The sequence below is a fragment of the Streptomyces sp. NPDC052773 genome, assembly GCF_044547145.1.
Taxonomy (GTDB): Bacteria; Actinomycetota; Actinomycetes; order Streptomycetales; family Streptomycetaceae; genus Streptomyces.
The window spans coordinates 79,621-103,175 of the sequence record NZ_JBITZX010000018.1 but is presented as its reverse complement, the minus strand read 5'-3'; the positions used below and the strand labels follow the sequence as shown (position 1 = coordinate 103,175).

20 protein-coding genes are annotated in these 23,555 nt (G+C 75.1%); 6 read left to right on the top strand and 14 right to left on the bottom strand.

What is annotated here, in order from left to right:
* The first annotated feature begins 489 nt into the window (after window positions 1-489).
* Entirely contained in the window at window positions 490-1,755 is a 1,266-nt protein-coding gene (locus ACIG0D_RS30820) for an MFS transporter (RefSeq protein ID WP_399807575.1), read from the top strand.
* Between the two features lie 165 nt (window positions 1,756-1,920).
* Here ACIG0D_RS30820 and ACIG0D_RS30815 read toward each other — a convergent pair whose 3' ends face one another.
* From ACIG0D_RS30815 to ACIG0D_RS30770, 10 genes are all read right to left on the bottom strand, one after another.
* Window positions 1,921-2,988: a glycosyltransferase family 9 protein gene (locus ACIG0D_RS30815; RefSeq protein ID WP_399807380.1), complete on the bottom strand. Its 1,068-nt coding sequence runs from the start codon at window positions 2,986-2,988 to the stop codon at window positions 1,921-1,923.
* A complete protein-coding gene (rfaE2, locus tag ACIG0D_RS30810; protein ID WP_399807377.1) occupies window positions 2,985-4,403 on the bottom strand; it encodes a D-glycero-beta-D-manno-heptose 1-phosphate adenylyltransferase in 1,419 nt (472 codons plus the stop codon). The genes ACIG0D_RS30815 and rfaE2 overlap by 4 nt, the downstream gene beginning before the upstream one ends.
* Window positions 4,403-5,032 (bottom strand): SIS domain-containing protein, encoded by a 630-nt coding sequence (locus ACIG0D_RS30805; RefSeq protein ID WP_399807374.1) that lies wholly within the window; start codon window positions 5,030-5,032, stop codon window positions 4,403-4,405. The genes rfaE2 and ACIG0D_RS30805 overlap by 1 nt, the downstream gene beginning before the upstream one ends.
* 111 nt (window positions 5,033-5,143) lie before the next feature.
* Entirely contained in the window at window positions 5,144-6,415 is a 1,272-nt protein-coding gene (locus ACIG0D_RS30800) for a glycosyltransferase (protein ID WP_399807371.1), read from the bottom strand.
* Entirely contained in the window at window positions 6,412-7,377 is a 966-nt protein-coding gene (locus ACIG0D_RS30795) for a glycosyltransferase (RefSeq protein ID WP_399807369.1), read from the bottom strand. Before ACIG0D_RS30795 ends, ACIG0D_RS30800 begins: the two co-directional genes overlap by 4 nt.
* Window positions 7,374-8,504 carry a glycosyltransferase family 9 protein gene (locus tag ACIG0D_RS30790; protein ID WP_399807366.1) on the bottom strand — a complete coding sequence of 377 codons (1,131 nt, stop codon included), beginning with the start codon at window positions 8,502-8,504 and terminating at the stop codon, window positions 7,374-7,376. Before ACIG0D_RS30790 ends, ACIG0D_RS30795 begins: the two co-directional genes overlap by 4 nt.
* Entirely contained in the window at window positions 8,501-9,415 is a 915-nt protein-coding gene (locus ACIG0D_RS30785; protein ID WP_399807364.1) for an HAD-IIIA family hydrolase, read from the bottom strand. The genes ACIG0D_RS30790 and ACIG0D_RS30785 overlap by 4 nt, the downstream gene beginning before the upstream one ends.
* Window positions 9,412-10,464: a glycosyltransferase family 2 protein gene (locus tag ACIG0D_RS30780; RefSeq protein WP_399807362.1), complete on the bottom strand. Its 1,053-nt coding sequence runs from the start codon at window positions 10,462-10,464 to the stop codon at window positions 9,412-9,414. The genes ACIG0D_RS30785 and ACIG0D_RS30780 overlap by 4 nt, the downstream gene beginning before the upstream one ends.
* On the bottom strand, window positions 10,464-12,125 hold the full coding sequence (locus ACIG0D_RS30775; RefSeq protein ID WP_399807360.1) for a carbamoyltransferase: 1,662 nt from the start codon (window positions 12,123-12,125) through the stop codon (window positions 10,464-10,466). The genes ACIG0D_RS30780 and ACIG0D_RS30775 overlap by 1 nt, the downstream gene beginning before the upstream one ends.
* Before the next feature lie 81 nt (window positions 12,126-12,206).
* Entirely contained in the window at window positions 12,207-13,169 is a 963-nt protein-coding gene (locus tag ACIG0D_RS30770) for an NAD-dependent epimerase/dehydratase family protein (protein WP_399807357.1), read from the bottom strand.
* A 975-nt stretch (window positions 13,170-14,144) separates the two neighbouring features.
* Between ACIG0D_RS30770 and ACIG0D_RS30765 the strand changes: the two genes are divergently transcribed.
* Both ACIG0D_RS30765 and ACIG0D_RS30760 read left to right on the top strand, forming a co-directional pair.
* Window positions 14,145-15,371: a polysaccharide pyruvyl transferase family protein gene (locus tag ACIG0D_RS30765; RefSeq protein WP_399807355.1), complete on the top strand. Its 1,227-nt coding sequence runs from the start codon at window positions 14,145-14,147 to the stop codon at window positions 15,369-15,371.
* Between the two features lie 82 nt (window positions 15,372-15,453).
* On the top strand, window positions 15,454-16,917 hold the full coding sequence (locus ACIG0D_RS30760; RefSeq protein ID WP_399807352.1) for an FAD-dependent oxidoreductase: 1,464 nt from the start codon (window positions 15,454-15,456) through the stop codon (window positions 16,915-16,917).
* 127 nt (window positions 16,918-17,044) lie between these two features.
* On the opposite strand, the gene ACIG0D_RS30755 is transcribed toward ACIG0D_RS30760, so the two are convergent.
* The 4 genes from ACIG0D_RS30755 to ACIG0D_RS30740 form a co-directional block, all read right to left on the bottom strand.
* The gene (locus ACIG0D_RS30755; RefSeq protein ID WP_399807350.1) at window positions 17,045-18,670 is read right to left on the bottom strand and encodes a right-handed parallel beta-helix repeat-containing protein; all 1,626 of its coding nucleotides are present in this window, start codon (window positions 18,668-18,670) and stop codon (window positions 17,045-17,047) included.
* Window positions 18,671-18,718: 48 nt separating this feature from the next.
* A complete protein-coding gene (locus tag ACIG0D_RS30750; RefSeq protein WP_399807347.1) occupies window positions 18,719-19,204 on the bottom strand; it encodes a DUF1360 domain-containing protein in 486 nt (161 codons plus the stop codon).
* Window positions 19,205-19,302: 98 nt separating this feature from the next.
* Window positions 19,303-20,034 (bottom strand): hypothetical protein, encoded by a 732-nt coding sequence (locus ACIG0D_RS30745; RefSeq protein WP_399807345.1) that lies wholly within the window; start codon window positions 20,032-20,034, stop codon window positions 19,303-19,305.
* Window positions 20,035-20,084: 50 nt separating this feature from the next.
* Entirely contained in the window at window positions 20,085-20,225 is a 141-nt protein-coding gene (locus ACIG0D_RS30740) for a hypothetical protein (RefSeq protein WP_399807342.1), read from the bottom strand.
* Between the two features lie 206 nt (window positions 20,226-20,431).
* Between ACIG0D_RS30740 and ACIG0D_RS30735 the strand changes: the two genes are divergently transcribed.
* From ACIG0D_RS30735 to grpE, 3 genes are all read left to right on the top strand, one after another.
* On the top strand, window positions 20,432-20,815 hold the full coding sequence (locus ACIG0D_RS30735; RefSeq protein WP_399807339.1) for a J domain-containing protein: 384 nt from the start codon (window positions 20,432-20,434) through the stop codon (window positions 20,813-20,815).
* 164 nt (window positions 20,816-20,979) lie between these two features.
* Window positions 20,980-22,887, top strand: coding sequence for a molecular chaperone DnaK (dnaK, locus tag ACIG0D_RS30730; protein ID WP_399807336.1), 1,908 nt, complete (start codon window positions 20,980-20,982; stop codon window positions 22,885-22,887).
* On the top strand, window positions 22,884-23,519 hold the full coding sequence (gene grpE, locus ACIG0D_RS30725) for a nucleotide exchange factor GrpE (RefSeq protein WP_399807333.1): 636 nt from the start codon (window positions 22,884-22,886) through the stop codon (window positions 23,517-23,519). The genes dnaK and grpE overlap by 4 nt, the downstream gene beginning before the upstream one ends.
* The last annotated feature ends 36 nt before the right edge of the window (window positions 23,520-23,555 follow it).

Below are 23,555 nucleotides of genomic sequence, written 5' to 3'. Positions count from 1 at the left end.
TGATGTCGGCGGCTCCCGGGCGGGCCCGCCCAGACTCCCGGGTGCCCGTGCGGGGGGTGGGCGTAACGCGGGCGGTGAGGAGTGCACCCGAGTGCGGCAGAAGGTGTCCCGGCGGGGCTTGTGAGCAAGTGCACAGGGTGGGCCAAGTGGCGTGACGCGGGCGGGAGTCGCCCGTTCCGGGCGTTCCGCGGCGAGGGCGGCCGGTCAGCACTCGGGGGTCCCGTCTGCCACGATGGGCGGCGCTCGTTCGAAGCATCCCGTGGAGTGACCGCGCAGCGCAGCCGGTGTTCCGACTCCCGTGGATTTCCCGATCCCTCCGGAGTCCTCCGGACACCCCTGCCGAGTATCGCCGTGTCTGATTCCTCCCCTGTTCCCGATACCACCGTCCACGTGCTCCCGACGGCCCCCGCCGACACCCCGGCGTCCGGCGCCGCGGTGCCCGCGCCCGCCGCCTCCCCCTCACCGTGGCGGTCCCTGCGCTACCGCAGCATGCGCTGGTGGTCGCTGGCGAACTTCGTGTCCAACGCCGGCACGTGGATGCAGCTCACCGTGCAGAACCTGCTGGTCCTGCAGATCACCGGGTCCGCCGCCGCGACCGGTCTGTCCATCTCCGTGCAGGCCGCGCCCGCGCTGCTGATCAGCCTGATCGGCGGCGCCGCCGTCGACCGCTGGCCGCGGAAGCTGACCGCCATGGTCAGCCAGGCCCTGCTCGGCCTGGTCGCCCTGGTCACGGCCGTGCTGGTGGCGACCGACCGGCTCGACCTGACCGTCCTGCTGGCGCTGGCCGCCGTGACCGGCACCATCGCCACCGTCGACGGCCCCGCCTGCGCGCTCCTGGGCAACGACCTGGTCCGGCCGGAGGACGTACCCTCCGCCATCGGCGTCGGCTCCCTGGTGCACAGCGCCGGGCGGCTCGCCGGTACCGCGTTCGCCGGGGTGGCCGTCGGCTTCCTCGGCACGGGCGCCGCCTACGCCGCGAACGGCCTGTCCTTCCTCTTCGTGGCCTCCGTGATCCCGTTCCTGCGGCCGATCGCCGGAGCGGCCACCACGGTCGTGAAGATCCCCGCCCAGCGGGGCTTTGCCGGTGCGAAGCACAAGGGGCGGCAGAGCGGCGACATGACCGTCCGCGAGGGCCTGGCGTTCTTCGCGAAGCGCCCCCGGCTGGTCGCGCTCGCCGGGATCACCGGTGTCAGCGCGGTCTTCGGCCGCAACTACGGCCTCACCCTCGCCGTCCTCGTCACCGGTCCGCTCGCGGGCGGCGCCGGGTCCTTCGGCACCGTGTCCAGCGTGCTCGCCGTCGGCGGCATCCTCGGCGCGGTGCTCGGCGCGAGGCTGCGCAAGCCGTCCGTACGGCTCGTCGGCACGCTCGCCGCGTCCGGCGCGCTGCTCCAGGTGCTGGCCGGGCTGTCCCCGTCGCTCGCCGTGCTGCTGGTCCTGGTGCTGCCCATGGCCGTCGTGGAGTCCGTCTCCGACACCGCCGGTACGACCGTCCTGCAGACCGACCCGCCCGCCCACCTGCGCGGCCGTGTCCTCGGCGTGTGGGGCAGCATCAGCACCGGCTGGGGCCTCGCCGGCCCGCCCGCCCTCGGCCTCCTCATGGAACTCGCCGGCGCCCGCGGCGCCCTGGTCGCCGGCGGCATCGTCATCGCCGCCACCATCACCACGGGCCACCTCCTCCACCGCCGCCGCACCCAGCCCTCGGTCACCCCACTCCGCACACTGGAGCGCACGCCGGAGGTGGAAACGGCGGCCTGAGCGCGCCGCACGACTGGGGCACGGGGGCGTTCGCCCGGCCCCGGGGCGCCGTCCGGGCGGACCGCCGCAGGCGGTTCCGGGCACTGCGCCGCCCCGGCCCCAGACACCGCCCCGGTCCACGCACGGCCCCCGGCCGCCGTGTCCTCGCCCACCCCCCCGGGCAGCTCAACGACGGGCCGGGACCTCCATCGGCGTTGGAGCGGCGGCTGAGCCGTGCCGTGCCGCGGTGCGGGTGGGGTTCGGTTCCGGGAGGCTTCGTACCGCCGTCAGGACCTCCTCGACCGTGATCCGCAGCAGCCGTCCGTCCGGGACTCGGCCGTGGGCGTCGCCGGGGCGGGGGGACTGGTCGTCGTCGGGGTGCCAGAGGACGTGGTGGCGGGGGTCGGGCGGGGGGCCCCACAGGCGGGGGGAGACCGGGCCGAAGAGGACGACGGACGGGGTGCCCAGGGCGGTGGCCAGATGGGCGAGGCCCGTGTCGCCGACGATCACGCAGCGGGCGCCCGCGACCAGCGCGGCGAGCCGGTCGAAGGGCACGTCGGCGGCGCCTCCCAGGACGCGGTCCGGGGGCAGTCCGGCGCGCGCGGCGACACAGCCGGCCAGGGCGGTCTCGCCGGCGCCCGCCGTCACCACGACGTCGTGACCCTGCGCGCGCAGCGCCCGCGCCACCGCCGCGAAGCGCTCCGCGGGCCAGCAGCGGGCGGCGGCGTCCGCGCCGGGATGGATCACGACCGCCCCGGGCGCGGGGGAGGGCGTCGCGGGCGCCGGGATCCACAGGTCGGCGGGGTCGGCGGGGATGCCGTACCAGGTGAGCAGCCGGCACCAGCGGTCCCGCTCGTGCTCGTCCTCCCGCCACACCGGGCCCGGGAGGCCGGGCGTGCCGGGGTGGGCGTAGCCCAGCAGCTGGCCGGGGCGCAGCCGCTGGAGCAGGAGGTGGCTGGGCGGGCCGTTGCCGTGCAGGTCGACGGCCACGTCGGGGCCGGGGCCCGGCCACGCCAGCGTGGTGGGCACGGCCCGGTCCGGGGCCTCGGCGGGCAGCAGCCGGTCGACCACCCCGGTCGCGGCGGCCGGCTCGGCCAGCCGCCCGGGCGCGGCCAGCACCAGTTCGTGGCCGGGCAGATGACGGCGCAGCGCCCGCAGGGCGGGTACGGCGGTCAGCAGGTCGCCCAGCCCGAGCGCGCGCAGCACCAGCACGCTCGGCCGGGCGGTGCGCCCGGGCCGCGGATTCCCGTTCACGCCGCCGGCCCTCCCGGCTTCAGCCGGACGGCGGCCCGCGCCGCCCGGCGGGCCAGCACGGTGGTGGACCGGCCGTCGAGGTACGGCAGCACCACGGCCTGCCCGCCCCACGCGGCCAGCGTCTCCGCCTCGGGCAGCTCCTGCACGGAGTAGTCGCCGCCCTTCACCCACACGTCCGGCCGCAGCCGGCTCAGCAGCCGCTGCGGGGTCGCCTCGTCGAACACCGCGACGGCGTCGACGCTGCCCAGCGCCTGGAGCACGCGCGCCCGGTCCGCCACGGGGTTGATGGGCCGGCCCGGCCCCTTGAGGCGGGCGACGGACGCGTCCGAGTTGAGGCACACGATGAGACAGTCGCCGATCCGCCGCGCGCTCTCCAGCAGCCCGACGTGCCCGGCGTGCAGCAGGTCGAAGCAGCCGCCGGTGGCCACGACGGTGCCGCCGCGCGCCCGTACCTGCTCGGCGAGGGCGAACGGGTCCGTGGCGGGCGCCTGCCGCACCGAGGTGTCCGGTTCGGTCCGCCACAGTGCCGGGTTCCCGGCGCCGCCCGCCGCCACGAACGCGGCGGCCTCGGCGACCGCCCGCTGCACCGCCTCCTCCGGCAGCGCGCCGTCGGCGAGCGCGGCGGCGGCCGTCGCGGCGAAGCAGTCGCCCGCCCCGCACGGATCACCGCTCGCCTTGTACGGTGCCGGCACCAGCATCGGCGTACCCCCGGCGGGCCGGGTCAGCAGCACCCCGCGCTCGCCGAGCGTCACGGCGACGCCCGCCGCCTGCCAGCGGTCCGCGAGCCGTGAGCCGCGCTCGGCGTACGCGCGCAGCGACTCGCCGTCGCCGGGGCACAGGCTGCGCGCCTCGCCCGCGTTCGGGGTGACGAGCCGGGCGCCGGGCACCGGAGGATCGCCCTTGGGGTGCGGGTCCCAGACCAGCGGGGTGCGCGGGACGACCGCCTCCAGGTGGCGGCGTACGGCGCGCGCCGTGTGCCGCCCGTAGTCGGCGACGAGCACGGCGTGGGCCTCGGCCAGCGCCTTGCGGACCGCCTCGTCGGGCTCGCCGGGCTCGGGCTGTCCGGGCTCGCCGCCGCCCCGGTCGATACGGACCAGCGGCCGGCCGCCCGCCAGCACCCGGGTCTTCACCGGCAGGCTGCCGTGCAGCGGGATCTCCACCAGCCGCACCCGGCCGCGCAGCTGCCGGCGCACCGCGTGACTGGCCGCGTCGTCGCCGAGCGCGGTCACCAGGACCACCTCACGCCCGCCGCGGGCCGCCAGCGCCGCGGCGAGGCCCGCCCCGCCGGGATGGCGCCGGTCGTCGGTGACGTCCACGACGGGCGCGGGCGCGTCCGGGGCCAGCCGGGTGGCGACGCCCTCGACGTCCTCGTCGAGCAGCACGTCCCCGACGACCACCAGCGGCCGCGGCGCCATCACGACACCCTCCCGGCGACGGTGGCCCGCTCTCGGACGGCGAACTCGGTGCCGAGGGCCGCGTCGAAGGCCTCGCAGAGCAGGTGTACGGCGACCAGGTGGGCCTCCTGCACGGTGGCCGTGGTGTCGGCGTCGACGCACAGCGCCTCGTGCGCGGCCTCGGCGAGCGGGTTCGGGCCGGGCCCGGTCAGCGCCCAGACCCGCAGCCCCGCCCGGCGGCCCGCGACGGCAGCGCTGATCAGGTTGGCGCTGCGCCCGGACGTGGACAGCAGCATCAGCACGTCACCGGGCCGGCCGTGGGCGGCGACCTGACGGGCGTAGACCTGGTCGAAGCCGTAGTCGTTGCCGATGGCGGTGAGGCTGGAGGTCTCCGCGTGCAGGGAGATCGCCGAGAACGCGGGCCGCTCCTGCCGGTAGCGGCCGACGAGCTCGGCGGTCAGGTGCTGGGCCTGGGCGGCGCTGCCGCCGTTGCCCGCGGCGAGCAGCCGCCCGCCGGGCGGGAGGACGGCGGCCAGCCGGCCGCCCCAGTCCGCGATCCGGCCGAGGCCGTCGGTGCGCAGTCGGACGAGTGCCTGCTCCAGGGACCGGCAGTGCAGTCGGGCGGCGGCGAGTGCAGGGGATTCGCTCATACTGGTCGGGCGTTGCCGCGTCGCGGCGACGGCGGCGGGACCCGCACCTCCTTCGAACGTCGGGCTCGCGGCGGGGACGGGGGGACGGTCGGTGCTCCCTCGGACGCTGCCTCACACCACCCCCGTCGCGGCCGCCGGAGCGGCGTCGAGGACGGCGCAGTACGCCGCCTCGGTCTCGGCGGCGACCCGGTCCCAGGTGTAGCGGCGCAGCACCCGGCGGCGTCCGGCGGCGCCGCAGGCCCGGCGGGCCTCGGGGCGGGCGAGGAGATCGGCGACCGCCCGGGCCAGCGCCCGCGGGTCGCGCGGCGGGACCAAGCGTCCGGTGCCGGGGTCGGCGACGGTGTCGAGCTGGCCGCCGACCGCGCTGGCCACGACCGGGACACCGCAGGCCATCGCCTCCAGCGGCACGATGCCGAACGGCTCGTAGTCCGCCGGGCACAGCACCACGTCGGAGCCGCGGAGCAGCGGCGGGACCTGCCGGCTGGGCACCCCGCCGGTGAACCGGACCCGGTCGGCGACCCCGGCGCGGCGCGCGATCTCGCGCAGTCGGCGCACCTCGGGGTCCTCGTCCAGCCGGTCCGCCGGGGGCCCGCCGACCACCACCAGTTCGGTGTCGGGCAGCAGGCTCAGCGCGGCGATGGACACCGCGGCGCCCTTGCGCGGGACCAGGCGGCCGAGCTGGAGCAGCCGGTAGGGGTGGGGGCCGCGCGGGGCGGCCGGGCCCTGGGGGGTGAACAGCTCGGTGTCGACGCCGCACGGCACCACGCTCACCTTGTCGGCGCGTACGCCCATCCGGGTCAGCTCTGCGACCTCGTCCCGGCAGGTGGCGATGACCCGGTCGCAGCCGAGGCCGACCTCGGTCTCCAGCGCGATGCGCTGCGGCGGGCTGGTGTCAGCGAGCTGCTGGTGGCGGCGCTTGACCGTGCCGAGCGCGTGATACGTGTGCAGCAGCGGCAGGTCCAGGGCGCGCACCGCGTGCAGCGAGGCCAGGCCCGACATCCAGAAGTGCGAGTGCACCACGTCGGGCGGGCGGGTCCGCCACACCCGGGTCAGATAGTGCCCGAACTCGACCATGTGCGGCAGGAGTTCGTCCTTGGGCAGCGGCTCGGGCGGCCCGGCGGGCACGTGGTGCACCTCGACGCCGTCGCGCAGCGGCACCCGGTCGGGCAGCTCCCGGCTGTCCCGGCGGGTGAAGACGGTCACCCGGTGCCCGCGGTCGGCGAGGGCGCTCGCGAGCGCGGCGACATGCACGTTCTGGCCGCCCGCGTCCACCCCGCCGAGCGCGGCGAGCGGACTGGCGTGCTCGGAGACCAGCGCGATGTCGAGGGAGCCGGGGGCACCGGCGTCCAGGGCGGCGGTCAGGGAACCGACCGATGCGGTCATGAGCGCACCTCCGTGATCACGCGCTCCCAGTCGTTCAGGAAGCGCTTGAGCCCGTACCGTGCGAGGGCCGCCTGGCGGGCCCGCGCCCCGTCCTCGTACGCCGCGTCCGGGTCCGCCAGATAGCGGCGGGCGGCCTCGGCCAGCACCTCGGGGCGGGTGGACAGCACGCCCGCGCCGGGCGGTACGGCCTCCACGGCCTCCGTGGTGGCCAGCGCCACCACCGGCATGCCCAGGTGCATGGCCTCCAGCAGGGACAGGCCCAGCGAGGTCCAGCGCACCGGGTGCAGATACAGCCGCCGTTCGGCCATCGCCCCGTGCAGCTCGCTCTGCCGCAGGTCGGCGGACCGGCACCGCTCCTCGGGCAGCCCCAGGTGGGCGGCCAGGCCCTCGGTGCGCATGCCGAACACGTCCAGCGGCGCGGCCTCGGCCAGGGCGGGCAGCAGGTCCGTACCCGTGTACCGGCCGCGCCGTACGGGCTCGTTGACGACGACGGCCGCGCGGGGGAGCCGGCCGGTGTATTGGTGCCCCGGGTCGACGATGCCGTGCTCGACGACCTCGGTGCGGGTGCCGCCGTTGTCCCAGAACAGACGGTTGAAATGGGTGACGTGGACGAGCGTCAGGTCGTCGCGGTCGGCGAACGGGTGCCGGGTGTCCGGCACGTTCCCGTCCGGGGCGTTGTGCTCCAGGTAGACCGCGGGCACGTCCCGGCCGGGGCGCCGGCCGCCCAGCCAGCGTGCGGCCAGTTCCGGCTCGTGCGGGCGCTGGAGGACGACCAGGTCGACCTCCGCCTCACGCAGCTCGTCCGGGGACAGCTCGCGTACGGAGGCCGGCCAGGAGAACGTGCGGGCGCGACCGAGGCCGTCCGGGCCGCGGTCGGGGAGCACGGGGACGAGGTAGGTGTGCGGGCCCTGCACGAACGCGGTCGTCCAGGAGCCGTGCACATGCCACAGCAGAATGTTCACCAGGCCACTCCTCGCTCATCTGCCCCTTTTGTCACAGTTGTCTTGTTCGCCGTCTTTCTTGTCTCCGTCAAGTTATTCATCCCGACTGGTCGGTCGGTCACTCGGTCGTCTCCTCCGTCGCCGCTCAGCGCGGCCACCGCGGCCAGCACCTCCGCGTCGCCGACCCCGTCCAGGCAGGGATGCCCCGGCGTGGGACAGCGGCGGGCCCGCGTCCCGGCGCAGGCGGCCCGCTGGTCGCCCAGCAGCACCGACGGCACGCCGTACGGCCGCCACCGCTCGGCCGGCACCACCGGCGCGAACAGCGACACCACCGGAGTGCCGACCGCGGCGGCCAGATGCGCCGGACCGGTGTTCCCCGTCACCGCCACCCGGGCCCGGGCCAGCACCCCGGCCAGCTCCCGCAGATCGGTGGCCCCGCCGAGGTCCAGGGCGTGCCGCCCGGCCACCCGCGCGGTCAGCTCGCGCTCCCCGCGCCCACCGGTGACCACCACCCGGTAGCCCTCCGCGGCCAGCGCCGCCGCGGCCCGCGCCGCCCGGCCGGGACTCCAGGCGCGGGCCGGCACGGCGGCACCCGGATGCAGCACCACGTACGGTTCCGGGCCCGTCAGATGGGTGGTGTCCGGCGGAGTCCGCACCCGCAGCGCCCCGTCGTCGCCCGGCGGCAGCGCGAAACCGGCGTCCTCGGCGAGATCCAGCGCGGCCAGCGCCTCGTGCCGGTGCGGACGCCGCTGGTGGCGCAGATCGAGCAGCGCGCCCGGATAGTCCTCGCAGTCGGCCGCCGTCCAGCCGACCCCCGCCACCTTCAGCAGCAGGGCCGCGGGCAGCGGGCTCTGGTGGTACGACACCAGGATCAGCGCGCGGTCGAAGCGCCGCTCCGCCAGCGTCCCCAGCAGCCGCCGCGTCTCCTCCCGGGACACCGGTGCGGGCTCCAGACCCACCCACGGGGCGTCGTGCACCAGCACCTCGTCCACCCCCGGCAGCATCCGACCCGCCTGCTCGCCCTGCGGCCCGCACAGCAACGCCGTGTACGCCGACCCGGCGGCCACCGCCCGCACGGCCGGCCCCGCGAGCAGCACGTCTCCGGCACTGTCGAGACGGACGACGAGGGTCCGGGGGGCCGCGGTCATGAGGGGGCCGCCGTTCGGACGGTGCCGGGGGAGGCGGGGGGTGCGTCGGTGGGGTGGGTGGCGCCGCCGGTCGAGCGCGGCGTGTCGGTGGCGTGCGGGGCGCCGATGGGGCGCGGGGCGTCGGTGCCGGACGCCGTGCCGGGGGTGTGGTGCGGCGCGTCGCCGGGAGCGGGCACGGGCCCGCGCCCGACGCGCCCGACGCACGCGACGTACGGCGGCCTCGCGGATCCGTCGGAGCCCGGCCGCCTGCCGCCCAGGGCAAGCCGTACCGCCGACAGCAGATCCGGCGCGGTCTCCGGGGCGGCGGCCGTCTCCTCCGGGCGGGTCGCGGGCGTCGGGACGAGGATGCCGCGCGCGCCCGCCGCGCGGGCCGCGCCCAGGTCGGCGGCGATGTCACCGATCACCACGGCGCGCGCCGGGTCCACGCCGAGGCGCGCGCAGGCCGCCAGGACCAGCCCCGGGGCGGGCTTTCGGCAGCCGCAGCCGTCGTCCGGCCCGTGCGGGCACACCGCCCACACCCCGAACGGGCCCAGCACCTCCTCCACCCGCCGCTGCACGGACTCCACCTGCTCCCGCGTCAGCAGCCCGCGCGCCACACCCGACTGATTGCTCACCACCCCCACCGCGACACCCCGCGCCCGCACGGCGTCCACCGCCGCACGCGCCGTCGGCATCGGCACGACCCGCGCGGGGTCGCCGTTGTACGGCACGTCGACGACCAGCGTCCCGTCCCGGTCGAAGAGAACGGCGGAGGGGAGGTCGTCGGCGGGGTGGTGGGTGTGGGCGGGGCCGTGACGCACGGTCGCCGACCGCTCCTCGCAGCCGCAGGCGTACGCACGCGACAGAAGGCCTTCCTCCGGGTCACCGGCGGGCTTCCCGGGGCCTGTGTAGATCCAGGGACGTGTGCTCATGAGCCCACCTGTTCCGGCTCGGCATCCCGCAGGGGCCGGGGCGGTCCGGCGGTGGCCGACGGGGTGAACGGGACGGTTCCCCGGTGGATGATCTGCCCCCGCAGCCAGTGCCAGACGGCGGTCGGCGGGATGGCGACGCCGGTCAGCGCCATGGTGACGACCTCGTCGCGGGTCCGTGGGCCCGGGCGGATGCGGGCCAGCGCGAATTCCGCCGTCCCGGCGAGCCACAGCGCGCCGCACACCGCGGCGGCCCGCGGCCGGCGCAGCGCCGCGCAGGAGAGGGCGGTCACCGCGGCCCCGGTGACCGCGAAGTGCCCCGGGAGGCGCCCCCGCGGCGCGTCCGCCCGGTGCCACCAGCCGCGGCCGTGCAGCCGGGTCATCAGGACGTCGTCCGCGTTGCCCGCCTGGAGCCGCACCGACACCCAGCGGTCGGCGGGCCGCACCGGGTGGGTCGTGATCCGGGAACCCTCGGCCACCGACCACCCGGCGGCGGTCACCCGCAGCGCCAGGTCCGCGTCCTCCCGGAACGCCCGCCGGAACCGCTCGTCGAAACCTCCCGCGGCCTCCAGCGCCGTACGCCGGTACGCCATGTCCGCGGTGATCCAGCGGGCGGTGGCGAGCCCGGCGGTGTTCCGCTCCCAGTCGGTGGGGCGCCGGTCCTCCGGCAGCGGCACCTCGATGCGCGCGGTCACCGCGGCGGTCCGTTCCGTCGCCGCGGCGAGGTCCCGGGCGAGGTCGGCGGCCCAGGTGCGGCCGGGCACCACGTCGTCGTCCAGGAAGACGATCCACGGCACGGGACCGGCCGCCCGCCACCCGGTGTTGCGGGCCGCGGCGGGTCCCCGGGCGCCGCCCGGGACGACCGTCGTGCGGGGCCGCAGCGACTCGGGCACCTCGGCCATGAGCGAGGCGCCCGCCGCCCCTGCCCGGTCGTCGACGAGGACGATCCGCCGAGGCGGGGGCCCCTCGGCGGCGGCCAGGGCCCGCAGACAGACGCCCAGGCTCGGCCGGCCCAGGGTGGGGATCACCACGGCGTACGCGGGCTCGCCCATCAGGCCCTCCCGTCGCCGGAGGCGCGGAAGAAGTCGCCGCGCCGGATCGCGTACGGGCCGATGGCGAGCAGGTCGACGGGCGAGGAGCCGAAGCACTCCAGCGCGTCGCGCGGGTCGTCCACCATGGGCCGGCCGGCCGTGTTGAGGCTCGTGTTGACCACCACGGGCAGCCCGGTCAGCTTCTCGAACTCGCTCAGCATCCGCGCCACCAGCGGCTCCCGCGCCGGGTCGACGGTCTGGATGCGGGCCGTGCCGTCCACGTGGACGACCGCGGGGATACGGTCCTTCCAGTCCTCCGCCACGTCGTGCACGAACAGCATGTACGGGCTGGGCAGCGGCCCGTCGAAGATCTCGGCGGCGCGGTCGGCCGGCACCATCGGCGCGACCGGCCGGAACTGCTCGCGCCCCTTGACGTCGTTGAGGCGTTCGAGGTTGCCCGCGTGCCCGGGGTGGGCCAGCAGCGAGCGGTGGCCGAGCGCCCGGGGACCGTACTCGGAACGCCCCTGGAACCAGGCGACGATCCCGTTGTCCGCGAGCGTGCGCGCCACCGTCGCCGCGATGTCCGGTGGCCGCTCGAACGGTACGGCGGCCGTCTTCAGCCACGCCCCCAGCTCGGCGTCCGTCCAGTCCCGGCCCAGGTCGGCGCCGGTCATCGGCTCCGGCGTCTCGCCCTCCCCGGCGGCCAGCAGCAGCGCGCCGCCCAGCGCGGTGCCCGCGTCACCGGCCGCGGGCTGCACCCACACCCGGGAGAAGGGGCCCTCGCGGGCGATGCGCGAGTTGGCGACACAGTTCAGGGCGACGCCGCCGGCGAGCGTGAGCACACTGTCGTGCGTACGGCCGTGCAGCCAGCGCACCAGGTCCAGCAGGGTCTCCTCCAGCACCGCCTGGGCGCTGGCGGCCACGTCCGCGTGCGCTTGCGTCCAGGGCTCCTCGGCGCCGCGCGGCGGGCAGAACTCCTCCCACGGCACCCCGGTCGCCCGGAACCCGCCGTCGCCGGTCGGGTGGACGTAGCGGCGCAGCTCGGACAGCATCCGCGGGGTGCCGTGCGAGGCGAGGGCCATCACCTTGAACTCGTCGGAGGAGCGCAGGAAGCCCAGATGGGCGGTCAGCTCCTCGTAGACCAGGCCGAGCGAGTGCGGCAGGTCCTGGGCGTACAGCGGCTCCAGCTTGTCGCCGACCCGGCGCGCCGCCAGGTGCGAGGCGCGCTCGCCGCGGCCGTCCAGGACCAGCACGGAGGAGTCCTCGGCGCCGTCCGCGCAGAACGCGCCGGACGCGGCGTGCGCCATGTGGTGGGGCACGAAGCGGACGATGTCCGGGTCGAGGCCCGGCAGCACCTCCTTGAGGAAGTTCGGGGCCTCCCGGGCGTATGTCTGCCGCAGGTGGTCCCAGGGGTCGTCCAGGCCCATCGCGTCGGCGGGGCGGGCGAGCGCGGGGTCGTAGGAGTAGGCGACGGCGTCCAGGTCCTGCGGGCGCAGACCGGCCCGCCGCAGACACCACGCGGCGGCCTTCTCCGGCAGCTCCCAGGCGGAGAACGGCACCGGCCGCTTGCCGTGCTTGCGGCGGGAGAACCGCTCCTCCTCGGCGGCGGCGACGGTACGGCCGTCGATCACCAGAGCGGCGGCGGGGTCGTGAAAAAGAGCGTTGATTCCGAGGATGCGCATGGAGGGCCAGGCCTTTCGGCGAAGGGGCGGTCGGCTTCGCGGGGTCGCGGCGGGCGGGCGGGGCGACGGAGGACGGCGGGCTCAGTGCTCCGCGCCGGAGCGGAACCAGTCGATCGTGCGGCGCAGCCCCTCCTCGGCGTCCACCTCCGGCTCCCAGCCGAGCTTGTCGCGGGCCAGGGTGATGTCCGGGCAGCGCACGGCCGGATCGTCGGTCGGCCGCTCGATGAAGCGGATCTCGGAGCCGGAGCCGGTCAGCCCGATCACCAGCCGGGCCAGGTCGAGCATGGTGATCTCGGCGGGGTTGCCGATGTTCACCGGGCCGCGCATACCGTGCGCCGCCGCGGCGAGGATGCCGCGCACGGTGTCGTCGACGTAGCACAGGGAGCGGGTCTGGCGGCCGTCGCCGGTCACCGTGAGGGGCTCGCCGTCCAGCGCCTGGCGGATGAACGTCGGCACCGCCCGGCCGTCGTGGCCGCGCATCCGGGGGCCGTAGGTGTTGAACAGCCGCACGATGCAGGTGTCGGTGCCCTCGCTGTCCGCGTGCGCGGTGGTCAGCGCCTCGGCGTAGCGCTTGGCCTCGTCGTAGACGCTGCGCGGGCCGACCGGGTTGACATGGCCCCAGTACCGCTCGTCCTGCGGGTGCTGCTGCGGGTCGCCGTACACCTCGGACGTCGAGGCGAGCACGAACCGGGCGCGGGAGCGGTGGGCCAGCTCCAGGGCGTGACGGGTGCCGAGGCTGCCGGTCTCCATCGTGTGCAGGGGCAGGCGCAGGTAGTCCGCCGGGGAGGCGGGGGAGGCGAAGTGGAGCACCAGGTCCGGTGGCCGGTCGACGGGGATGCCCGCGGCGACGTCCGCCTGCACCAGGGTGAACCCGGGGCGGTCGAGCAGCGGCGTCACGTTCTCCGGCCGGCCGGTGCTGAAGTCGTCCACGCAGGTGACGGCGGCGCCCGACTCCAGCAGGGCGGCGCACAGGTGCGAGCCGACGAACCCGGCGCCGCCGGTGACGACGGCGTGCTGCCAGGTCCGGGAAGAAAGGGTGCTCATTCAGCCTCCTCCGTTGGGGCGACGGCGGACCGGTGCTCCGGTGCGGGACGCGGAGGGCCCGCATGGCCGCCGGGCGACCGTGCGACCCGTCCGCCGGAGTGTCGGCGGACCGCCGGGGCGCCCGAACAGCCTCCGTCCTCAGGGCGGCGCGGGCTCGGTGATGTACTGCAACCGGGTGATGTACGAAGCGTGACCGCTCCCTCGCCCCACCGGCCGACGCGACTCGGCACCCCCGGTCTCCCTTTGGTCCCACGCCATGCCGGGAATCTCTTACGGCACCCGAAGGGGCGCGGGGCGCGGGGCCGGGAGGGGGACGGCAGGGGTGAGAGAGGGAGGGCAACGGCCAGCGGGGGCGGGGCACGAAGGGCGCCCCGGGGGGTGAGGGCCGGGGGCGCGCGGGACGGCCCCGGCTGAGGGCTGGGGCGCGAGGGATCAGCCCCTACGGCGGGAGCCTCGACGGGAAGTGGCGGCCCACGCCCCTCGGCCCGAGCCGGCCGGAGCTGCCCGGAGTCGGCCGGATCACCCAGGCCGCCCGTGAAACCGAGTCGACCAGACCGGCCCGGGAACCCGACTGCACCAGACCGGCCCGGGAACCCGGAAGTCACCCCCGGCGAACCCGGCCTCGGGACGGCACCGGACCCCGAAGGCCCGGCCGCGGTCCCGATGGTGGCCCACGAGGAGCCGTGGAAGGATGGGCGCGGGAGTCGACCGCCGCGCCGACGTCCGGGCCGGTCCAGGACAGCACGGGCCGCGGCCCCGGCCTCGGGCCCCGGCGGTGACGGGCTCCGCCGCGACACACCTCGCGGCTGCCGTGCGTATGACACGGCGGCGTACCCGGCGTACCGGCCGTCCGCCGCCCGACCTGCCCGGACACCGTCCGCCGAAAAGTGCCTCGGCAGGGTGTTTCTCCCGACTTGTGACGGCAACTCGGGCCCGAACCCGCGGCAGCGACCCGCCACGGAACAGGAGTGCCGGATGACCACCACCGCTCAGCCCCCCCGGTTCACCGAAGCGAGCCCGCGCATCGGACTGCTCGGTTCCTACGGAGGCTTCAACCTCGGCGACGAGGCCATCCTCAGCTGCATCCTGAGTTGTCTGCGTACCCACCGCCCAGGGGCGCGACTCGTCGCCCTGAGCCGCAACGCCGAGCACACCCGCGCCCACCACCCCACCCTCGACGAGGTGGTCGACTGGGAGGGCGTCCCGCAGCGGCAGGTGCTCGACGTCGTCTCCCGCCTCGACCTGCTGGTCGTCGGCGGCGGCGGCATCCTCTACGACGGCGAGGCCCGCCGTTACCTCCGGGTGGTCGGCGCGGCCCAGGCCCGCGGCGTACGCACCTTCGCCTACGCCATCGGCGCCGGTCCGCTGCGCGAGGCGGAGGACCGGGAGGCGGTGCGCGCGGTGCTGTCCGCCATGGACGAGGTCGTCGTCCGCGACGAGGAGTCCCACCTCGTCCTGGAGGAGGCCGGCGTCGACCGCGACATCATCGTCACCGCCGACCCCGCGCTGCTGCTGCCGCCCGAGCCCTTCACCGACCAGATGATGCGCCAGGAGGGCATCCCCGCCGACGTCCACCGGCTGGTCGGGATGTCGGTCCGGGAACCCGGCCGGGCCGCCGAGAAGCTCGACGAGGGCGACTACCACGCGCTCCTCGCCGACGTCGCGGACTTCCTCGTCCGCCGCCTCGACGCCCATGTCGTCTTCGTCCCGATGGAACGCCAGGACGTGCACCACGCCCACGGCGTGCTCTCCCGGATGACCGCCCCGGACCGCGGCCGCATCCTGCACAGCGTCTACAGCCCCGGCCAGGTCCTCGGCTTCATGAGCCATCTCGACCTCGTCGTCGGGATGCGCCTGCACTTCCTGATCTTCGCCGCGCTGTCCGGGCTGCCCGTGCTGCCGCTGCCGTACTCCGGCAAGGTCTTCGACTTCGCCCGCCGCCTCGGCGCCCCCGCCCTCGTCGGCGTCGCCCGCGAGCAGGCCGGGCTGCTGCTGGCCGAGGTGGACCGGCTCTGGGACGAGTTCCCGCAGCGGCGCGGCGACTTCGAGGATGCCGTGCGGCGGCTGCGGGGCCGCGCCCGGGAGACCTGTACGCGTCTCGGCTCGGTGCTCGACTCACTCGACGCAGCCGCCCCGGCCGTCCCCGAAGTCGCCGAGCCGGGCCTGCACCTCCTCAGGCCGGGTACCGGGACCGCGACCTGACATCCGCCGCCGGGCCCGCCGCCCCCGCCGCGCCGGACGCCGGGCCTGCCGCAGCGGATCCACCTGCCGACGGGAAGAAGCGATGCCGATCCTGGAACCACCCGCACAGTCCCGGACCATCACCCTGCCGCCGCGCCCCGCCCGCGACGGCGGTCGCACGGACGTCCTGGTCGTCGGCGGGGGACCGGCCGGCACCGCGGCGGCCTGCGCGGCGGCCGAGGCCGGCGCGGAGGTCGTCCTCGTGGAGCGCTACGGCTTCCTCGGCGGCAACGCCACCGCGGCCCTCGTCATGCCGCTGATGTCGTTCCACAACGAGCGCAAACAGGCGGTGTTCGCCGAACCCGGCGAGGACGGCGTGCCGTTGCTGCCGCCCGACCACGGCGAGGGCGAGGCGGTGGTCGCCGGGTTCCTGTGGCAGCTCCTGGACCGGCTGAACTCGCGCGGCGGCTGCGTCCCGCCGTCCCTGAAGACCGGCTACACCGTGCCGTTCGACCCGGAGGTCTACAAGCTCACCCTCCTCGACCTGCTGGACGACGCCGGAGTACGCCTGCTGCTGCACTCCTTCGCCTCCACCGCGCTGCCGCTCGACAACGGCTGGCGGGTGGTCTTCGAGACCAAGTCCGGGCCGGTGGTGATCGACGCGGACGTCGTCGTCGACGGCACCGGAGACGGCGACGTGGCCACCGCCTGCGGGGCGTCCTTCGAGATCGGCCGCCCCAAGGACGGGCTGGTGCAGCCGATGACGCTGATGTTCCGGGTCGTCGACTTCCTGCGCCCGCGGTTCGCCGAGTACGTCCGCGAACACCCCGACCAGTGGAAGGGCGTGCACGGACTGTGGAACCTCGTCGAGGAGGCCACCAAGGCGGGCGAACTCACCCTGCCCCGCGAGGACATCCTCTTCTTCGGCACCCCGCACGCCGGCGAGGTGAGCGTCAACAGCACCCGCGTCACGGGGGCGCTGGGCATCGACGTGTGGGACCTGACCCGCGCCGAGTACACCGCCCGCCGCCAACTGGAGCAGATCGAACGGTTCCTGCGGCTGCACGTGCCCGGCTTCGAGAAGTCGTACGTCGTGCAGAGCGGCACCCAGATCGGCGTCCGCGAGACCCGCCGCATCCTCGGCGACTACCACCTGACCGGCCACGACATCATGGAGGCCCGGTCCTTCCCTGACGTCATCGCGCACGGCGCGTACCCCGTCGACATCCACAACCCGAAGGGCTCCGGCACCATCCTCATGCGCGTCCCGCAGGGCCGCTTCTACGACATCCCGCTGCGCTGCCTGCTGCCCCGCGACACTGAACGGATCCTCGTCGCCGGCCGCTGTATCTCCGGCTCCCACGTGGCGCACTCCTCGTACCGCGTCATGCCCATCTCCATGGCGACCGGTCAGGCCGCCGGTGTCTGCGCCGCGCTGGCCGTCCGCTCCGGGCGCACCCCCCGCGAGGTGCCCGCCGAACTCGTCCAGGAGGAACTCCTCCGCCAGGGCGCGCGGCTGCGCCTGGGCAGCGACACGGGGAGCAGGAAGGCTCCCCAGCCGCGCTGAGCAGCGCCGACCGAAACCGCGCGCGCCGAGCGACCGACAGCCGGCCGGGGCCTGACCCACAGCCGGCTGTGGTCTGACGGGGCGTCACTCATGACGGGGCGTCACTCGGCTGTGGTCTGAGGGGGCGTCACTCGTCGTTGTCCCGCCACCGCACCTCCACCGGCGCGGTGTCGAACCGCGTCGCCCCATCGGTGTTGCCGGTGAAGTCGTTGTCACGGACGCGCCCGCCGGTCATCCGGCCGTCGGCCGTGATCCACAGGCCGTACGTCTGCGACGGGGGCGGCCGGTCGTCCCAGACGCGGTTGCCGTCCATCTGGACGTCGGTCACCGGCGCGTCGACGGTGACCCCCGCGCGGGTCCCGGGACCGCCCGGGAGCCGGTACGCCGCGCCGGGCGCCGGTGTGCCGTCGCGCCACGCGGTCGGCGCGCCCGGCCGCCAGGGGGCCAGACCGAGCCGGGTCGCGGTGTTGTACGTCACCAGCGCGCTCTGCCCGTCCACCGTCACCCGCTTGCCCCGGTGACCGTCCGGCGGCCACTGCGCGCCCTCGTCGACCAGCGCCAGCGGCTCGCAGCGCACGCCGTCGCCGCCCCCGGAAGCCTCCGGCGCCACGCGCCGTCCGTTGTCGCGGATCCGGTTACCGAGCAGCGCCGGAGCGCGCAGCCCGGCGTCGACCCGGACGCCGTCGAGGGCGTTGTCGCGGATGTCGTTGGACTCCAGGACGACGTCCGAGGCGGGCCCCTGGTCGCCGCCCTCCAGGTTGTGGTCCCAGAAGCCGTAGCGGCCGTTGCTGCTGATCCGGTTGCCGCGGAAGGCGTAGGGGCCGGGGCTGTTGCCGAAGCCGATGCCGTCGCGCACGTTGCCGTCGATGACGCAGCCGGTGACGATGCCGCCGCGCCCGCCGACGCTGGTGGTGCCCTGGGAGGACACGTCGAACCCGGCCTCGTGGTTCGCGATCATCGTCGAGGCGGTGACGATCAGCCCGTCGGCGCCCCAGTCGGAGATGCCGAACCGGTTGTCCTCGCAGTGGCAGGACGTGATCCGGATACCGCGCGGCGGCTCCCAGTGCTCCTGCTGGAGTTCCAGGAAGATGCCGTTCGTGCCGTTGCCGACCGCGGTGCAGTCGCTGACGGTCAGCCGCTCCACCGCACCCCAGCCGCCGATGCCGATCCCGATGCCCGCGCCGCCCATCTCCTCGCCCGGGTCCTGCCGCCCGCACCGCTGCGCCAGCACTCCCTCCACCACCGTGTCCTGGAGGAAGTCGCAGCCGAAACCGGTCGCCGCGGTGTCATGGATGTACAGGTCGCTGAACCGGCCCCGCAGCACGTACTGCAGCCCCAGCCCCTTGGCCAGGACGTCGTACCCCTCCGTCGACACCGCCGACCCGTCGATCTCGAAGTGCGCGAAGGTGACGTCCGCGATGTACCGGTCCGGGCCGGCGCCGTGCTGCGCGGTGGTGAACCACGCCAGCGGCACCGGAGTGCGCGGCGCGCCCGGATTCGCCAGGACGAAGCAGGTGGCACCGCGGCCGGCCCCGATCAGCGAGACCCCGCTGCGCCACAGCGTCGGCCGGTCGCGCATCACGTACCGCCCCGCGGGGACCCGGATGGTCCGGGGGCGGCCGTCCGCGGCGCAGGCGGCGCCCAACGTGTCCACCAGCTGCTGGAACGCGGGCTGGTCGTTGGTGACCCCGTCACCGGTCAGCCCGTGCTCACGGGCGTCGACCGTCAAGGGCACCGAAAGGGACATGGACATACGCACACTCCTCGCCCTGCTCCTGTTTTGCGGCCTGTCCCCCTGACGTCAGCCCTCGACGGCCTGCTGGGTCCCGGTCCAGGCGTACTGCAGCCAGTCCGCCATCGTGACCGCGCTGAGCCCCGCGCACACCAGCCGGGCGGGCCGTGGCGACCAGGCGTAGTAACCGGTCAGTCCGGCGGCGACCCAGGCGCCCACGCAGAACGGGCAGGACAGGAGATCGCCGACCGCCCGCCGGGCCGGGCCACCACGCGACTGGTCCATCACCTCGCTGGCCTCGCCCTCCGCCACGCGGCGGGTGAACGGCGCCCGCAGAAAGCCGGTGACCTTGTCCTTGGACAGCAGCCGCGCCACCTTGAACGTCGCCGTCCCCAGCAGCAGCACATCCCACGGCGGCACCTGGTCCGGCACCCGCCGCCCCAGCCGCCGGAACACCGTCGCGTACGCCGCCACCCCCAGCGCGAACCCTCCCGCGATCCCGGCGTAGCCCGCCAGGGGCGCACCGCCCTCGTCGTCGTAGCCCCGATCCTCCACGTGACCGCACCTTCCCTCGGACTCACGGACCCGCCCCGAGTGCCCGGTCCCGGCCACGGCCACACGCGTGCCGCGACGGAGTGACGAGAGCGTTCGGGTCAGCCCCAGGCCGTGGTGAGCCCGTCCAGCCAGGCGGGCGGCAGCTCGGCGGCGTCCCACTCCCGGCGCAGCTCCGCGGGGGCCGTGGCGAGGCGTTCGAGGACGGCGACCCCGGCGGGGGAGTGGACGAGGGAGTAGCGGCCGTGCACGGGGACGGGACTGCCCGGTCCGAACCGCGCGTACAGCCGCTCCAGCCGCTCGCGGTGGTCCGCGACGAACGCGGCCAGCCGTCCCGGGTAAGCGGCGCGTCGCCCCGGGTCCATGGTGGCGAGGACCGCGCCGAGCACCTGGTCGGAGACTTCGGGATCGAGGTCGGAGTCCGCGGCGAACGACCGGTACAGCGGGACGACCGCCACCTTCGCCCGTTCGACCTGCATTCGGGTGACGCGGGGGCGGGCGCCTGCGGAGTGCTCCGGGCTATGCGAGGCGACGGCGTCCCGCAGGGCCCGTCGGGCCAGCTCGCCGAGCGTGTCGGCCGCCGCCTGGGCGCCGTCGAGCCACCCGGTGTCGTAGGCCTCGCCCTTGGGCGCCGACGGCCCGCGCCGCCCGGTTTCGTCGACTCTCTCGTGCGCGAGGGCGAGCGCGCCGGCCTCCACCAGGCCGATCAGTTCCGCCGCGTCGTCCGCGCCGACCCCCGCCCGGCCGAGGAACCGCAGAAGCGTCTGCTTCGCGTTGTGGACGCTCACCGCGTCCAGCTGCTGCCGTCCGTCTTCTCGTTCGGTTGTGTCCACGCCACTCATGATCGCGCACGGAATGCGCGCGGAGGGGGCGGAATGCCCGGTTACTGCTCGGAGCCCTCCTCGGGCGCCTGGTAGGTCCTGGTCCAGGTCGCCCCGCAGCGGCAGGCGGAGTGTTCCACCAGCTCGCCGTTCTCGCTGACTGCCATGCCCTGGTTGACACGGACGTGCACGTGCTCGGCCATGTGCGGAACTCCTTCCCGTGGGCTCGCCCACTCGACGGCGGGCCGACCCGGCCCATGCTCCGCGCCGGAGCGGTTCCCGCGTAGGAGCCGCGTCACATTCCGCGGTGCGAACAGGCGAGAGTTCCCTGAAATGCGGCAGGACGGATCGTGAGAGATGGCCTACCGCAAACCGGGCATACTGGCAATGGGTAGGTGAGGTGATGACCATGCCCGGGAAGCGACAGCCGCGCGACCACTACGCGGTTCTCGGCGTGCCACGTTCCGCCTCCACCCGCGAGATCACCTCCGCGTACCGCAGGCTGGTGCGCGCGCTGCACCCGGACGCCGGGCCCCGGGATCCCACGGCGCCGGACGACCTCGCCGACGTCTTCGCCGCCTACGACACACTCCGCGATCCCGGGCGCCGCGCGGCCTACGACGCCGCCCGCAACGCCGCAGCGTCGCGCCGTGCGGCCACGGGCCGGCCCGCACCCGTCCGCGTCGGACGGGCCCCCACGGAGCGGTCCGCGCCCCTCGTCCTCGACGACCCCGATCTCCTCTGGCGCCTCATGCTGCGGCTGCTGCGCCGGGCTGACTGGTGGCGGGTGTGACCGCGCGCTCCGCACGCTCCCCGGCGCGTGCGGAACGCCGGTCCCGAAAGCCCCCAATGAGTGTCGAACCGGGACTCATTGACAATTCGCAGAACGAAATTTATCCAGTTTCTCAGTGAGGAGAATCCGCTTCGGGCCGGGGACGCGGAGGGAGGAGAGGACCCATGGCACGCGCAGTGGGAATCGACCTCGGCACCACCAACTCGGTCGTCTGCGTGCTGGAGGGCGGCGAGCCGACGGTCATCACCAACACGGAAGGGGCCCGGACCACCCCGTCGGTGGTCGCCTTCGCCAAGAACGGCGAGGTGCTGGTCGGTGAGGTCGCCAAGCGCCAGGCCGTCACGAACATTGAGCGCACCATGCGTTCCGTCAAGCGCCACATGGGCGAGGCGCAGTGGCGCTTCCCCGACACCGGGAGCATCGACGGCAAGCGGTACACGGCCCAGGAGATCTCCGCACGCGTGCTCCAGAAGCTCAAGCGGGACGCGGAGGCCTACCTCGGCGAGGACGTCACGGACGCCGTGATCACCGTCCCGGCGTACTTCAACGACTCCCAGCGCACCGCCACCAAGGAGGCCGGGGAGATCGCCGGGCTCAAGGTGCTGCGGATCATCAACGAGCCCACGTCCGCGGCCCTGGCGTACGGCCTGGACAAGGAGAACGACCAGACGGTCCTCGTCTTCGACCTCGGCGGCGGCACCTTCGACGTGTCGCTGCTGGAGATCGGCGAGGGCGTGGTCGAGGTCAAGGCCACCAACGGCGACACCCACCTGGGCGGCGACGACTGGGACCAGCGCGTCGTCGACCACCTGGTCAAACAGTTCAAGAACGGCTACGGCGTCGACCTGTCCAAGGACAAGATGGCCGTACAGCGGCTCCGGGAGGCCGCGGAACGGGCGAAGATCGAGCTGTCCTCGTCCTCCGAGACGACGATCAACCTGCCGTACATCACGGCCTCCGCCGAGGGTCCGCTGCACCTGGAGGAGAAGCTGACCCGCGCCCAGTTCCAGCAGCTGACGGCGGACCTGCTGGAGCGGTGCAAGGGCCCGTTCCACAACGCGATCAAGGACGCCGGGATCAAGGTGTCCGACATCGACCACGTCATCCTGGTCGGCGGCTCGACCCGGATGCCGGCGGTCACCGAGCTGGTGCGGGAACTGACCGGCAAGGACCCGCACAAGGGCGTCAACCCGGACGAGGTCGTCGCCATCGGCGCGGCCCTGCAGGCCGGTGTCCTCAAGGGTGAGGTCAAGGACGTCCTGCTGCTCGACGTCACCCCGCTGTCCCTCGGTATCGAGACCAAGGGCGGCATCATGACCAAGCTCATCGAGCGGAACACGACCATCCCGACCCGGCGGTCGGAGATCTTCACCACCGCCGAGGACAACCAGCCGTCGGTGCAGATCCAGGTCTACCAGGGCGAGCGCGAGATCGCGGCGTACAACAAGAAGCTCGGCATGTTCGAGCTGACCGGTCTGCCCCCGGCACCGCGCGGTATCCCGCAGATCGAGGTCGCCTTCGACATCGACGCCAACGGCATCATGCACGTCTCCGCCAAGGATCTCGGCACCGGCCGGGAGCAGCGGATGACGGTCACCGGCGGCTCCTCCCTGCCGAAGGACGACATCGACCGCATGATGCGCGAGGCCGAGCAGCACGCCGAGGAGGACCGGCGTCGGCGCGAGGCCGCCGAGACCCGCAACCAGGCCGAACAGGTCGCCTACCAGACCGAACGGCTGCTCGCCGACAACGCCGACAAGATCCCCGGCGACGTCCGCGGCGAGGTCGAGGGCGCGCTGGCGGAGCTGAAGGAGGCGCTGAAGGCGAAGCCGGAGGACGGCGAGCAGACCGCGACCCTGCGGCAGGCCGCCGAGAAGGTCACCGCCGCGGCCCAGAAGGTGGGCACCGCCATGTACGCGCAGGCCCAGCAGGCCCAGCAGGCCCAGGGCGGTCAGGGCGGTCAGGGCGGTCAGGGGGCAGCCGGTGCGGAGGCCGGCACCGCCGGGCAGGACGAGGACGTCGTGGACGCGGAGATCGTCGACGACGACAAGCGGCAGGAGGGTGCTGGATGACCCGTGCACACAGCACCGGCCGCCCTGGCGACCGTCCGCTGTCGATCGTCCGGGAGAACGGGCGGCGGGGTCCGGGCGACGGCTTGGAGCGGGGTCGGGGCAACGGTCCGCAGCGGGGACCGGGCAGCAGCCTGGAGCCCCGCCGTCCGGGCCCCGTCGAACCGGCTCCCCGCACGGACGCCGCCGCCCCCGGCGAGGCCGACGTCCTGCGGGCGCGCCTGCGCGAGCGCACGGCGGACCTGCAACGCCTGAGGTCGGAGTTCGACAACTACCGCGCGCGGGTGCGGCGCGACCGCCGCGCGGTCGGCGAGGTGGCCGTCGCCAACGTGCTCGCCGGCCTCCTGCCCGTCCTGGACGCCATCGACGAGGCCCGCGCGCAGGGCGAGGTCACCGGCGGGTTCCGGCGCGTCGCCGAGGTGCTGGAGAGGGAACTCGCCGCGCTGGGGCTGCGGTCCTTCGGCACGCCGGGCGAGCCCTTCGACCCGGCCGTGCACGAGGCGGTCTCCTGCACGCGCTCCGACCGGGTCGAACGGCCCGTCTGCGCGGTGATCCTGCGCCCCGGCTACCGGGTCGGCGACCAGCTGCTGCGGCCGGCCCAGGCGGAGGTCGCGGAACCGGCGGCCGAGCGGTAGTCACCCAGGAGCCGGTGGACACGACCCCGTGGTGTG

Bases quoted from the DNA above. Each gene is read 5' to 3' on its own strand.
- ACIG0D_RS30735 (WP_399807339.1), top strand. From the start codon at position 20,432: ATGCCCGGGAAGCGACAGCCGCGCGACCACTACGCGGTTCTCGGCGTG.
- ACIG0D_RS30785 (WP_399807364.1), bottom strand. From the start codon at position 9,415: ATGAGCACACGTCCCTGGATCTACACAGGCCCCGGGAAGCCCGCCGGT.
- rfaE2 (WP_399807377.1), bottom strand. From the start codon at position 4,403: ATGGCGCCGCGGCCGCTGGTGGTCGTCGGGGACGTGCTGCTCGACGAG.
- dnaK (WP_399807336.1), top strand. From the start codon at position 20,980: ATGGCACGCGCAGTGGGAATCGACCTCGGCACCACCAACTCGGTCGTC.
- ACIG0D_RS30805 (WP_399807374.1), bottom strand. From the start codon at position 5,032: ATGAGCGAATCCCCTGCACTCGCCGCCGCCCGACTGCACTGCCGGTCC.
- ACIG0D_RS30740 (WP_399807342.1), bottom strand. From the start codon at position 20,225: ATGGCCGAGCACGTGCACGTCCGTGTCAACCAGGGCATGGCAGTCAGC.
- ACIG0D_RS30780 (WP_399807362.1), bottom strand. From the start codon at position 10,464: ATGGGCGAGCCCGCGTACGCCGTGGTGATCCCCACCCTGGGCCGGCCG.
- ACIG0D_RS30800 (WP_399807371.1), bottom strand. From the start codon at position 6,415: ATGACCGCATCGGTCGGTTCCCTGACCGCCGCCCTGGACGCCGGTGCC.
- ACIG0D_RS30770 (WP_399807357.1), bottom strand. From the start codon at position 13,169: ATGAGCACCCTTTCTTCCCGGACCTGGCAGCACGCCGTCGTCACCGGC.
- ACIG0D_RS30765 (WP_399807355.1), top strand. From the start codon at position 14,145: ATGACCACCACCGCTCAGCCCCCCCGGTTCACCGAAGCGAGCCCGCGC.
- ACIG0D_RS30790 (WP_399807366.1), bottom strand. From the start codon at position 8,504: ATGACCGCGGCCCCCCGGACCCTCGTCGTCCGTCTCGACAGTGCCGGA.
- ACIG0D_RS30755 (WP_399807350.1), bottom strand. From the start codon at position 18,670: ATGTCCATGTCCCTTTCGGTGCCCTTGACGGTCGACGCCCGTGAGCAC.
- ACIG0D_RS30760 (WP_399807352.1), top strand. From the start codon at position 15,454: ATGCCGATCCTGGAACCACCCGCACAGTCCCGGACCATCACCCTGCCG.
- grpE (WP_399807333.1), top strand. From the start codon at position 22,884: ATGACCCGTGCACACAGCACCGGCCGCCCTGGCGACCGTCCGCTGTCG.
- ACIG0D_RS30820 (WP_399807575.1), top strand. From the start codon at position 490: ATGCGCTGGTGGTCGCTGGCGAACTTCGTGTCCAACGCCGGCACGTGG.
- ACIG0D_RS30775 (WP_399807360.1), bottom strand. From the start codon at position 12,125: ATGCGCATCCTCGGAATCAACGCTCTTTTTCACGACCCCGCCGCCGCT.